The organism is Mesorhizobium silamurunense (assembly GCF_014843825.1).
Taxonomy (GTDB): Bacteria; Pseudomonadota; Alphaproteobacteria; order Rhizobiales; family Rhizobiaceae; genus Mesorhizobium; species Mesorhizobium silamurunense.
On record NZ_JHQR01000160.1, the window covers coordinates 1 to 12,246 of the forward strand.

9 protein-coding genes and 3 pseudogenes are annotated in these 12,246 nt (G+C 59.2%); 8 read left to right on the forward strand and 4 right to left on the reverse strand.

The genetic code is table 11. The features are described 5' to 3' along the window. Positions 1-533 (reverse strand): IS6 family transposase (locus DH10_RS17975; protein WP_192385142.1); only part of this gene is annotated, 533 nt, incomplete at its 3' end. Positions 534-607: 74 nt separating this feature from the next. Here DH10_RS17975 and DH10_RS17980 point away from each other — a divergent pair. The 7 genes and pseudogenes from DH10_RS17980 to DH10_RS18010 all read left to right on the forward strand — a co-directional run. Then, a pseudogene (locus DH10_RS17980) lies at positions 608-934 on the forward strand (LLM class flavin-dependent oxidoreductase); the annotation flags it as partial. Continuing rightward, positions 913-1,093 (forward strand): annotated as a pseudogene (locus DH10_RS17985) (carboxylating nicotinate-nucleotide diphosphorylase); the annotation flags it as partial. The pseudogenes DH10_RS17980 and DH10_RS17985, both read left to right, overlap by 22 nt. Before the next feature lie 162 nt (positions 1,094-1,255). Then, positions 1,256-1,892 (forward strand): annotated as a pseudogene (gene bioD / locus DH10_RS17990) (dethiobiotin synthase). 152 nt (positions 1,893-2,044) lie between these two features. Further along, on the forward strand, positions 2,045-2,482 hold the full coding sequence (locus DH10_RS37075) for a hypothetical protein (RefSeq protein WP_246811592.1): 438 nt from the start codon (positions 2,045-2,047) through the stop codon (positions 2,480-2,482). A 362-nt stretch (positions 2,483-2,844) separates the two neighbouring features. Beyond that, positions 2,845-3,834 (forward strand): IS5 family transposase, encoded by a 990-nt coding sequence (locus DH10_RS18000; RefSeq protein WP_192385143.1) that lies wholly within the window; start codon positions 2,845-2,847, stop codon positions 3,832-3,834. A gap of 111 nt (positions 3,835-3,945) precedes the next feature. Then, entirely contained in the window at positions 3,946-4,845 is a 900-nt protein-coding gene (locus tag DH10_RS18005) for a metallophosphoesterase family protein (protein ID WP_192385144.1), read from the forward strand. A 169-nt stretch (positions 4,846-5,014) separates the two neighbouring features. Continuing rightward, positions 5,015-6,391, forward strand: a complete 1,377-nt coding sequence (locus DH10_RS18010) for a hypothetical protein (protein WP_246811593.1) — start codon at positions 5,015-5,017, stop codon at positions 6,389-6,391. Here DH10_RS18010 and DH10_RS18015 read toward each other — a convergent pair. The 3 genes from DH10_RS18015 to DH10_RS18025 form a co-directional block, all read right to left on the reverse strand. Then, the gene (locus DH10_RS18015; protein ID WP_192385145.1) at positions 6,388-7,077 is read right to left on the reverse strand and encodes a DUF7002 family protein; all 690 of its coding nucleotides are present in this window, start codon (positions 7,075-7,077) and stop codon (positions 6,388-6,390) included. The genes DH10_RS18010 and DH10_RS18015 overlap by 4 nt on opposite strands. 10 nt (positions 7,078-7,087) lie before the next feature. After that, entirely contained in the window at positions 7,088-8,698 is a 1,611-nt protein-coding gene (locus DH10_RS18020; RefSeq protein WP_343221569.1) for an adenylosuccinate synthetase, read from the reverse strand. Between the two features lie 153 nt (positions 8,699-8,851). Next, on the reverse strand, positions 8,852-9,409 hold the full coding sequence (locus DH10_RS18025; protein WP_192385146.1) for a hypothetical protein: 558 nt from the start codon (positions 9,407-9,409) through the stop codon (positions 8,852-8,854). A gap of 720 nt (positions 9,410-10,129) precedes the next feature. On the opposite strand from DH10_RS18025, the gene DH10_RS18030 reads away from it, so the two are divergent. After that, on the forward strand, positions 10,130-12,154 hold the full coding sequence (locus tag DH10_RS18030) for a conjugal transfer protein TraG (protein WP_192385147.1): 2,025 nt from the start codon (positions 10,130-10,132) through the stop codon (positions 12,152-12,154). Positions 12,155-12,246: the final 92 nt, after the last annotated feature.

Sequence of the window (12,246 nt, forward strand, 5' to 3'; positions counted from 1 at the left end):
GCAGAACGGCCCTTGTCAAATACATCCGTCAAATATTGGCTTTGGGGGATTCGGATCGGCTTCAGTCGGCGCCGGCAGCGATCCTGCAATTGATTTGTCGTGTCACAGGAAACGATCGCCTCCCGGTTGGTCTGGCTGCCGTCGATGACGACACGATCGGGCCGGCCATGGCGCTCCAGCGCTTTCCTGAAGAACCGCTTGGCCGCAGGCAAATCCCGATGTTCGCTGAAATAGAATTCGACCGTGTCGCCGATGCTGTCGATGGCGCGGTAAAGATACATCCACTCTCCACGCACCTTGATGTAGGTCTCGTCGACATGCCACTTGCCTGTGACCGCGCGCTTGCGCCGGTTGAAGCGCTCCAGCAGCAAGGGCGAGAAGCGGACGACCCAGCGGTGGATTGTCGAATGATCGACGCCGATGCCACGCTCGGCCATCATCTCCTTCAGATCGCGCAGGCTCAGCCCATAGGCCAGGTACCAGCGAATGCAAAGCAGGATGACGGATCGATCGAAATGGCGCCCCTTGAACATCTGAAACCTCCGAAACCCATCGAAGGCCATTGCCAGACAACCCGTGACCAAAGAGTTTGCAACAGAGCCGTGCGAGCAGCCGCTTCCACGTCGTACTCGACATCATCGAGCGCGAGAATCCAACCATCCGCCAGTTGCTCCACCGCCTCGCCGGGGCGCGCGGCCATTGGGTCCAGCCCGGGACGCCCGAACAGATCGCCGACAAGATCGAGGAATGGTTCGACAATGGTGCCGCGGACGGCTTCAATATCATGTCGCCCTATCTGCAGGGCGGGTTCGACATATTCGCCGAGGAAGTGGTGCCGATCTTGCGCAAGCGCGGACTTTTCCGGCACGACTATGACGGGGCAACGCTGAGAGACCATTTCGGTTTGCCGCGCCCGCCATCAAGCGCGCGCGAGCAAGTGCAGGTCATCTCGTCAAGATCGAAGTCGAGGTCGATTACCACCGCAACAGCGCCAGCCATCGCTGCCACGGGCGTCGATCTTATCTCCATCGGCTGGCTGACCCATAGCGCGCCGATCCTCGATATCGGCCTTGATTTTCGAGCGTCCTTATAACTTGCGAGCGAAACCCGCATGACTCGCAAGACGAAGATAGGGCTGGGCACGCCGGTCGGCGCCACCGGGTCGCGGCTGTTGTGCGGCAACGCGCCAAAAGCATGCCGACGAACCCGACATTTCCGCCATGGTCGACACGCACTTCGAGAGGATGGGCAAGGCATGACCAAGCGTATCGTCATCACCGGGACAGACACCGGAATTGGCAAGACCGTGTTCGCGGCTGGGCTAGCCGGCCTGCTCCGACGGTTTCTACTGGCAGCCAGTGCAATCGGGCCTCGACGCCGAGACCGACAGCGAGGTCGTTACACGGCTAGCCGGCCTACCGCCGGGGCGTGTGCTGCCGGAAGCCTACCGCTTGCAGAGCCCCCTTTCGCCGCATCGTTCGGCCGAAATCGACGGCATCTCGATCGAGACTGCCGATCTTTCATTTCCGGTCCTGCCGACACCGCTCGTCATCGAAGGCGCCGGCGGGCTGATGGCGCCGCTCAACCGACAGACAAGGTTCATCGATATTTTCCGGGAATGGCAACTACCCGTCATCCTTTGCGCGCGCACCGCGCTCAGCACCATCAATCACACTCTGCTATCGATCGAGGCGCTCAAGACTCGCTCCATCCCAGTCATGGGCGTTGCTTTCATCGGCGACGAGGCGGCTGACAGCCAAAGGACGATCGCGAAGTTGGGCAATGTGCCACAACTCGGCAGGCTGCCGCACCTGGATCCCCTAACGCCTAAAACACTGAGGGACGCGATGATTGCCGGCTTCGACCTCGACCTGATTGCCGGACGCCAATGATGTCGCAGGCTCGTCTGTGGCATCCGTTCACCCAGCACGCACTCGAACCGGCAATCCCATGGTGCTGAAGAATGGCTTGAGCCGGATGCGGGGTGATCCGCATGTCCGGTTCTTAGCCGGACGGCAGGCGCCTCGAATACGATCGGGCGGCCATGCCCGATGCGGTATTTTTCGACCTCTACTACGGAGAGAATTCCACCGAAGGAAAGCCAAAAGCTGGCAAACAGCACATCGAGAACCTCCGCCTCGCACGGTCCGTGCTGACGCAGCACTATCCGGATTGTGCGCCGTTGAGGGAGCTCATAGGAAAATCGATCTTGCTGTCCGATCGCTTGAGAAGCTGCGCTGACGATGGTCGGTCGCCAACGGCCCAGGCACAGGGCCTCTATAAAATACGAGTCGCCCCGTGGGACCACGGCAGATCAATCACGAGCGGATGCCCGGCGCGGCTTCCGGAAGGAACGTTCGCAAGGACGAATGCCGTCTTGCAGCCGAAGGAAAAACGCTCTGACCTCGTTCGCGAGGCAGTGGAGCGAGAACCGGCACGTCGCGAGGCGGAGACTTCCAAGAGTTGCCCAGGGGCCAAATAGGACAAGCTCGTCTTACGCACGAGATGTCGCAGCGCGACTCCGTTGCATGTTGGACGAAGCGGACAAGCGAAGCGAAGGATCACCTCACCAATCAAAAAAGCAGCGCCCCGTCTTTAGGGGACCGAACGAACCAACCTGCGGACGTCAGGTTGGGCGATGAACTGGCAGCGATACAAAGAGGAAAAATCCCCGAGCATCCCAGCTTTTTAATCGCTGCGCAGTATCTTTGCTTCGAGCGCGGCTGCCACGAAAGCTCTTCGAGCAACTGGCGGATGAGCCTCGCCACGCGGCGTTGGTGCACGGATCTTTTATTGGTGTGGGTTTAGGCAAGCGGTCACCGCAATAGCCTTTGTAGCGTAGCCATGCCTTTCAAACACAATACCAGCCGCCGCCATCATATTGAGAAGATGAAGTTCAGGGTGACGAACTGGCCAGAATATGAGGCAGGACTTCGTCATCGCGGCAGTTTGACCCTGTGGGTGACGCCGGAAGCCCTGTCCAGGTGGCAAGCGCCGAGACGCAAGACACGTGGCGGCCAGCACCGCTATTCTGATCTGGCGATCGAGACCACCTTGACGCTGGGCCTTGTGTTTGGCCTGCGGCTGCGCCAGGCAGAAGGCTTGCTGGAATCGGTGCTGCAACTGATGGGGCTGGCGCTCGCTGTCCCCGATCATACCACCCTGAGCCGTCGGGCGCGGACATGGCAATCGCCCAACAAACGGCATGATCGCCGGGTTGCGCCGGAGGGACCAGTGCATGCTCTTGTCGACAGCACCGGCCAGCAGGTCTACGGCGCGGGTCAGTGGCTGGAGGAGAAGCACGGCGCCAGATCCCGTCGCAGTTGGCGCAAGCTGCATCTGGCACTGGATGCCGACAGCGGCGAGATCATTGCCCATACCCTGACTGATCAGGACACTGGCGATGTCTCTCAAGTTGAGCCACTACTCGACCAGATTGGCGGTCCGATCGGACAGTTTACTGCTGACGGCGCCTATGACGGAAAACCGACTTACGACGCAGTCATCGATCATAGCGCTGCCGCCGCAATCGTCATTCCGCCTCGCGTCAACGCGGTCGAACCATTCGACGATAGACCTGCCGGCCAAAGGGGCCAGCATATTGCCGCAATCGGCAGAGACGGCCGGATGAAATGGCAGGTCTCCAACGGTTATGGCAAACGCTCGCTGGTCGAGACCGCCATAGGGCGATACAAGTCCACCATCGGGCGGCGTTTGCGGGCACGGTCGCTTCCCGTTCAGCAGACCGAAGTCGCCATCGGCTGCGCCGTCCTCAACCGCATGCTTGCCTGCGCACGCCCGAAATCCGCCCGCCGCAAGGCGGCCACGGCATAGTCTGCCGCTTCAAAGATCGACATCCGCTCAAGTCCGGACCCATGCACCAACGCCCTACAGGGCGAAACACCGGCTATCGGCAACACGAAGAAGACGCTCACGCAGGCGCTGATGGATGACCTAGGCAGGATAGGGGTCCAGGACGATATCGGCACGATCCTGGTTACTGGCGACTTCACCACCAAGGGCGACTGGAGCCAAGCCGTACGCAGCAACATACTGGCCGAGTTCGCAAGCCTCACCAAGGCGCTCGGTCTCGAGCGAAACCATATTGTAGCCGTTCCCGGAAACCACGACATTGTCCGCGCGAAGGATCCGTCGAGCGTCGATCCCGCCAAGCTGGCGGTTAGCAACCAGGCGACGTACGAGCACGAGCTTCAGTACCGCATCTTCTGCGAGGAGCTGATAGGCCGCAGTTGGAGAGAGACGCTGAACTACGTTCGACGAGTGCAGCTCGGTGATGTAGATGTGCTGATTGGGGTGTTGAATTCATGTACCATAGTTCAAACCGAATGGAGCGAGTACGGCTACATCGGCGACAGTGGGGTCGACGCCTTGCGCGAACTCGGCGCCGAGCGGATAGATCGACCGACATACAAAATCATGGCTCTGCATCACCATCTATTGCCCGTGACCACTGTCGCGACTCTGAACAAGAAGGGCATAACGCTTTCGGTAGACGCCCCGCGGATTTTGGACGCCGCTCAGGAGGCCGGTGTGCAACTGGCGGTTCACGGCCACGAGCACATGCCGCGGGTCGTTAAATATGACAATCAGCCGCTTGTCGGTGCTCCACAGCAGCCGGTGATCTATGTCGTTTCAAACGGCAGTACCGGCGTTTCGCCGGTGCGCCGTCCTGGCAACGAACGCAACACCTACTGCATCTTCCGCTTGAACGAGAAGGAAATGCACCTGACGATGCGCGAGCTGCGTGCCGACGGCAAAGTGGGTTTATCCCTCTTCAGTGGAGACTTGGAAATTGCACCGATCTTCCCCAAGGCGGCGGACTGAACCTCATCCTTCGCGCGTCAAGGTGCGACTTTGAACCTACGGTACGATTACTCCTAGCCTGTGCAAAACTAGCGGGAAAGCGGGGAACATTCGCTGGCCCATGTGGCGCTAACGCCCACTATATGCCCTTTAGCCGGACGGCTAGCTGTCGGCCAATGAAGAAATCGGATTGGGTATCGCTTTGAATTTTCGCAAGGATGAATCGCTAGACGCATTGGCGCGGGCCGGGAATGTGGCGCAATTCATCAGCTTCTTTCCCACGTCCGGTGGCGCCTTCTCTCAGAGCTACTCGCGAGTCTTCGGCTACGCCCCCAATCACCACTTCACTGACGCCCAAGAGGCGCTTGCCGCGCTGCTGGACGCGAGTGTGGATGGCTCGATCAATCTGCGCAGCTATGCCCCGGACAGTCCGCGGAGCAAAGAATTTGTCTACGGGATCAGTGACGTGCAGGAAGCCCTCGCCGGACTGAAGCGACTGATTTCGTCGGGCCTGTTCGTGATCGCCAATGAGACCATCGATATTAATGATGGCGGTGTTTCCGGCGTGATCCAGGGCGGCATCATGGAGTTCGCTCCTGATGACACACCGCGATGCGTGGAGAAGCCCGGGGTGGCCTCCTTACCCCTGCCTTGGGCGCTTGACTTGCTCACGAAGGTCTATGGATTTCGGCCTGAGCTCAAGATGCAGAGCCCGGGACGGCTTGAGTTTAGCATTCATCCTCGGCCACGCGGATGGAAGAACAGCCATACGCTGTGCTGGGAGTGGGAGCCGGACAACACGGCAGCGGCAACTGCCAACATGAGCTGGCCTAATCGCTTCAGTCGACATATCGGCGACAAGGCATTCGGTCTACTTATAGCGGAACTCGTTGGCGCGAATGTGCCAGCTACCACTGTCTTCGGGAGGCGCGTTGCCCCTTTTACCTTCGGAAAGCCGACGGGAAGTAACGAAGTCTGGACCCGCACCTGTCCGCATGAACCGGAGCCAGGACGGTACACAACTCTCAAGGGCTGGACCGACCCATTCAAGTTGATGTCCGTCGAGGATCCCAACCACACTGCTATAGCTTCTATAATATGCCAGGCGGCAGTGCCTGCAGCCTATTCAGGCGCTGCCATCGTCACGATCGATGGAACGCTGCTCGTCGAAGGCCGCTCCGGTGAAGGCGATGGTTTAATGCTAGGTATCGATCACCCAGAAGAGCTGCCAACTGCGGTCGCCCAGCAGATTGACGCGGTTTACCTCAAGCTGTCCCGTGCGCTTGGAGCCGTACGCTTCGAGTGGGTCTATGACGGTGAGACAGTCTGGGTGGTGCAGCTCCATCGCGGTGCGACCCAGACATCACAGACCGTTCTGGTGCCGGGAGAGGCGACCCACTGGCTCAGCTTCGAAGCGGCCGCAGGTCTTGAGGCATTGCGACGGTTCCTGCAGGAAATGCCCGCGGACGCAGGAGTGAAGATTGAAGGCGAGATCGGACTTACCAGTCATTTGGCCGACCTCGTCCGAAAGGCGAAGCGACCAGCCAGGTTGGCAGTACCGGCCTAAAGGCCCTCGTGCGGATCACCGCCTGTCTTGCGCCACAGGTCCTCGATCTCATTGCCGTTGACGCGTTGTGCTGCCAAGAGGTGAGTGGCGGCATCCGGGACGCTGTAGGCGACGGTCAGCTCCACCAAGGCGTTTTCCAGGGGTCTGGTTTTCCTTCGCTCAGCAAACGGATAGTCGGCTATTTTCATGAACGTACCCTCGCCTCTCGGTTGCGGATTCATGATTGTGGCCCCGCTGTTTATCGGACTGAGCAGGACGTTGTCGCGGTGTGCGGCAACCAAGGACGCAGTGTCGAACGTCAGAATTGTGTGCGGCCGATCTCGGTATGCCTTGGCTTTCAGAAGCTTGTGCAACCTCTTCTTGTGAAGCCAAAAGAAGGTTTTGCCATTGAGGATTTTGTACCACTGAAACGGTGTGAGCCCATCCTGAAGGCACTTCTGCAGCGCGCTATCGCTCATTGGCTTATTGTCGCGGATGGCGGCGTTGGGCAACCCATCCTTAGCGATCTCCACGATCTCGGGTCGAAGCCTCTCCTCAATCGCAAGTCGCGGGTCGCCACAAATCCCGTAGACATCGAGCAGCGCTGTCGTGCTCATCAGCCCGTGGTCGTGGATGGATGGGAATGAACCGTCCTCTGCCATGTGGTACAGCCGCGGATACCATCTAATCAGTTCGTTTTCCTGCACTCGCAGCTCCTCAGTTCCACTGCCGCCGGTCAATGATAACGGCGTCCTTCCCGAAATCCTTGGAGATCAGCGACACGCGGGCATTGGTGACCTTCTCCACCCGCTCGATGAAGTTCCTAGTAGTCGCATTGAGCTCCTCGAAGGTTTTCGCCTTGCGATTGTCGATTCCGAGATAGTCGGCGAAGGTCAACGCGATATCGGTTACCCCGTTGATGCTAGCGGCGCGTCGCACTTGCTCCCAGTCAAACTCTGCAATGCGGCGTTCCTTGCCGGAAACAGTGCCAACTTCGATCTTGTGTAGGTCTGCCGCAGGGATGTCGCTCCGAGCGGCAATGTCCTCCACAGTAATCTCGTGCATCATCGGCCCGGACGTGCCGCCGACGCGGATGGGATAGGTCCGCATGACCATGATCACCCGTCGGACCCTTGTTGGTGCGATGCCGGCATCGGCGAGGCAACCTGATGCCGTTGTCTCGCGCGAGGTTACGAATGGGTACTCACCGTGATGCAAGCTGAGATCGGTTCCCTGGGTGCCCTCGAGGAGCACCGACTTACCGGCAGCATAAGCCTTCTCGAGCTCGACCTTGGTGTCACGGATGAATGGCTTGAACTCGGCGATATCTTTGGCGAGGCGGACCTTACTGCCCCAGTATTTGTTGCCGTCTCGCCCCAGGATTTTTCGCGCCGTGGCAACTCCAACACCTTTCTTCGTCGAGCCGATGACCTCGAGGGTGCCTACTTCCTGTTCGATGTCGCTGTCCTCGATGATAATGGCCTGCGGATCGATCGACAGCCTGTCCTCGGTGAGCTTGAGGTCCGAGATCTCCTTGAGCACCTGCTTGACTGAGAGAGTTGCGCCGGCGCCGATCAAGATCTTTGCGTCAAGATTGCTTTGCGTTCCCGAGGGAAGCTGAATGTAGTCGTACTTAGGATCGGCGACCTTATGCCCAGCATTCGGACCCCCCACCCGCATGAGAACATCATACTTCTCGTGTTTGGCGAGATAGGCACAGATATTGCCCTTCCCCTCGCTTCCGTACTGAGCGCCAACCAGAACGTCGACGCACCGCACAACCTCGCGGGAAAACAAGCCAAGTCCCGCAGTTGCCTGGGCCAGCAACGATCGAGGGCTCGAACGGTGGGTTTCCAGAACCACGCTGGCAACTTGCGCGAGCGTCTCGATCTTGCTTTCCGTCGCCCCGTGCTCGCGGGCCTCGTCGTAGCTGTTGAACTCCCGTATCTCCGCCTTGCGTGCCAGGTAACGCTCGCGCAACACACCAATCGGCGCAGTGAGGTGGACGTGAACGATCCTGTCGCCGAATTTGTCGCGGAAGTGTTTAACTTGGTCTAGCGTCCGGACTGCATCCACCAGCCAAATCTGATCCGTCGGAGCCCCGTTCGTTTCAGCCAGAAACTGATCGAGGACCCACTTTCCGTTGGTCTCATTGTCGAGCTTATCGCCAAGCTTGATCAGTGCGTCGCGATCATCGGTATCGCTAGCCCGAAGTAATAGCACCCGTGTTGACACGCGTTTCGCGTCGAAACGTGACGTCAATTGTTCAGTGAACATCGATTTTCCGGCCGCAAGCGGACCAGACACCAAGAAAATCGGTTTCAGCACAACCTCCTACCACTAGAGAACCAAAATCCTACCGACCCTAGGACTCAGACTCCCCACGTCGAAGAGATACGCATCGATTTCAATTCAATCTATAGCTCACGCGAAGTTTTTTTGTTGAGAAATGCCTGGCGGACTTGTTTTATGTGGATAGTTCTATTGCAAGGCTTCATATCGGCGAAGGAACGCGCTCTTAGCTTCACGCGGAGACAGGAAGCGTACCTTCACCAAGGCGGGCGCAATCCGATCGCGCTTGGCCCATTCGTCCGTGCCTGCCGGCATAATCTGAGCCTGCTCGGCGGCCAGCACACGCAGATCGGCTCGCTTGATTGCCGCGCTTGACTGAGTGCTAATACCAAACCGCTCTGCGATCGCGCGCTGCATCTCAGTTTCAATCTGCCTGTAATCCGGAAGCATCTGCTTGAGGGGACGCGTAATATCTCCAAGGAAGGCCTCCGCCGCATCGTGCAGCAAGGCGGCCAATGGATCCTCTTCGACGAGGTCACTGACCAGCAGGCTGTGCTCGGCCACTGAATAGAAATCCAGACACTGGCCCGCATAACGACACTGTAGCGCCAAGCCGTGGGCTATATCCTCGATGGTAAAGGCGCTGGTATGAGGCGACAGCAGGTCGAGCCAGGCGCCACTATGCAACATTATCGAGGGTCCGACATCGACCTTCACTGCTGTTACCCGCTGCCTGCTCCATGCCATGCCCATCTCCCCTTAAACTACCGCTCTGCTACCACAGATCAATGAACTTGCAAATTTGCAATTTCTGTCTTATCCGAAGCGGATGAGGCTGACAACTGAAGAAGCATCGAGAATCGCAAGAGATATCAGGGCTGCCTTAGCTGATCGGCGCCTTTCTGCGGCAAATGCAGCGCGTCTGAGCGGGATGCAGCCCAGCCGTCTCAGCCGCATATTGGGTGGGCAGTTCGCAACACCAAATCCTAATGTTGTGCAAATTTGCACGTTTTTGGGTGTAACGCTCCCGCAGGGCCAGTACACCGAGGGTGCGGCACGCATAATTGGCAGCGCTCTGAAGGTCTGGGACGGAAGTCCGGACGATGTCGAGGACGTGGTTAAGCTGTTTAATCAGATTGCCGCCCTGCGCCGTCGTTAGCGCAGCGAAATGCAGCGCGGAATATTGAGGCTAGGGGTGTGCGCGGCGGACAGTCCACAATCGGCCTTCATAGCAGCTATTGATAATGCTCGCCGGAGCAGCGGAGCGAGCATGGCTGTTGACGCAGAAAACACACGACGTTCCCCGTTTGTGCTTCGAAAGTCGCATAAAAGGGCAGTCTGGAACTTCGAGGCGGATGACTGTTGATAGCGATATCGAGTCGTCCATCGCACCCAATCGTATGTGGGGCGCATTCCTGTTCCCGCCGCGCCGAGCGATGCTAAGTCGTTATCCAGCGGGCCACGCCAATGACACCTACAAAGCTGCTGATCGGGCAGATCGCCGTTGTGTTCGCGATCGTCATAGTTGGCGTCTGGGCGGCAACTCAATGGTGTGCTCACATGCTGGGCTATCAGCCGCCGCTCGGCGCGCCGTGGTTCGTCGCGGCCGGATGGCCAATCTACAAACCATGGAAGCTGTTCGAGTGGTGGTTCCATTTCGACGCTTATGCGCCTGCGGTCTTTGACAAGGCCGGTGCGCTTGCCGGCGCCAGCGGGCTCTTGGGCTGCGCCGCCGCGATTGCCGGTTCGCTCTGGCGCGCGCGACAGAGCGGATTGGTCACCACCTACGGCTCCTCGCGATGGGCCGCGACAGGTGAGATCGAGAAGGCAGGGCTGTTTCGGCCGGCCGGTGTCTTCCTCGGCAAGCTGACGGATCGGTATCTGCGCCATGACGGACCGGAGCACGTGATGGCCTTTGCTCCGACACGTTCGGGCAAGGGCGTCGGACTGGTTGTCCCGACGCTTCTGTCCTGGACTGGCTCGGCCGTCATTCACGACATCAAAGGTGAAAACTGGCAGCTCACCTCCGGCTGGCGGTCGAAGTTCTCATACTGCCTATTGTTCAACCCTACCGATCCCAGATCGGCGCGTTACAATCCGCTCTTGGAGGTGCGCAAGGGACCGAACGAGGTCCGCGACGTCCAGAACATCGCCGACATTCTCGTCGATCCGGAAGGCGCGCTCGAGCGACGGAACCATTGGGAAAAGACGAGCCACTCACTTCTGGTCGGTGCCATTCTGCACGTGCTCTACGCCGAAGAGGAAAAGACGCTTGCCCGCGTCGCCACCTTCCTATCAGACCCGCAACGCACGTTTGCGGCAACGCTGCAGCGAATGATGACGACCAACCACCTTGGTGCAACGGATAAGCCTCAGGTTCATCCGGTCGTGGCCTCGGCGGCGCGTGAGGTGCTGAACAAGTCAGAAAACGAGCGTTCAGGCGTTCTCTCAACCGCCATGTCGTTTCTCGGGCTTTATCGGGACCCGACCGTGGCAGCGGCAACCTCGGCCTGCGACTGGCGCATTGCCGATCTGATGGATGCAGAACGGCCGATGTCGCTCTATCTGGTAGTGCCGCCATCGGACATATCGCGCACCAAGCCGCTGGTGCGACTGATCCTCAATCAGATCGGCAGGCGTCTGACTGAGCGGCTGGAGGGTGATCCAAGGAAGAGTAGGAAATATCAGCTTCTGATGATGCTGGACGAGTTCCCGGCTCTCGGGCGCCTCGACTTCTTCGAGACGGCGCTCGCCTTCATGGCGGGGTATGGCATCCGCGCCTATCTCATCGCGCAATCCTTGAACCAGATCTCGAAGGCGTATGGCGAGAACAACGCCATTCTCGACAATTGCCATGTGCGGATTGCGTTTTCCTCAAATGACGAGCGCACGGCCAAGCGCATCTCGGACGCGCTCGGCACGGCGACGGAACTCAGATCCATGCGCAACTATGCCGGCCATCGGTTGGCGCCCTGGCTTTCGCACGTCATGGTTAGCCGCCAGGAGACAGCCCGCCCGCTACTCACACCTGGCGAGGTGATGCAGTTGCCGCCATCTGACGAGCTGGTACTGGTTTCCGGCTTGCCGCCGATCCGAGCCAAGAAGTTGCGCTACTACCAGGATCAGAACTTTATCGAGCGGGTGCTGCCTTCGTCGGTGCTGCGCGCCGGTCCCTACTTGGACTGCCCTATGCCGCGCCCGGACGATTGGACTGGACAAGTACGCGGCGTCGATCGCCGTCTTGCCGGCGACGACGAAAGCGTCGGGGCGGCAACTGGAGACGAGGGCGGTGTCCAGCAGCAGCGCCATCCTGGGCTGCCTGAGGAACAGCCTGCGGTCGCCCAAGAACCGGATCAGAATGATCTGTTCGGGCCCGCAGACGACGATAGCGAGGCGATGGCCGACAAGCGCGTGATCGATCGGATTTCCACCGCCGCACGCGCCTACGGTATGAACGAAGGCGACGACAAGGATATCGTGCCCGGCTTTTGATCGCCGTCAAAGGAAGAGCGCACCTCAGCGTAGATAACGGCCATAAGCAATTTCGGGCGTCTGCCCGATGCTTGTTCCCGCCGCCGGCGCAA

Bases quoted from the DNA above. Each gene is read 5' to 3' on its own strand.
- DH10_RS37075 (WP_246811592.1), top strand. From the start codon at position 2,045: ATGCCCGATGCGGTATTTTTCGACCTCTACTACGGAGAGAATTCCACC.
- DH10_RS18000 (WP_192385143.1), top strand. From the start codon at position 2,845: ATGCCTTTCAAACACAATACCAGCCGCCGCCATCATATTGAGAAGATG.
- DH10_RS18005 (WP_192385144.1), top strand. From the start codon at position 3,946: ATGGATGACCTAGGCAGGATAGGGGTCCAGGACGATATCGGCACGATC.
- DH10_RS18025 (WP_192385146.1), bottom strand. From the start codon at position 9,409: ATGGCATGGAGCAGGCAGCGGGTAACAGCAGTGAAGGTCGATGTCGGA.
- DH10_RS18030 (WP_192385147.1), top strand. From the start codon at position 10,130: ATGACACCTACAAAGCTGCTGATCGGGCAGATCGCCGTTGTGTTCGCG.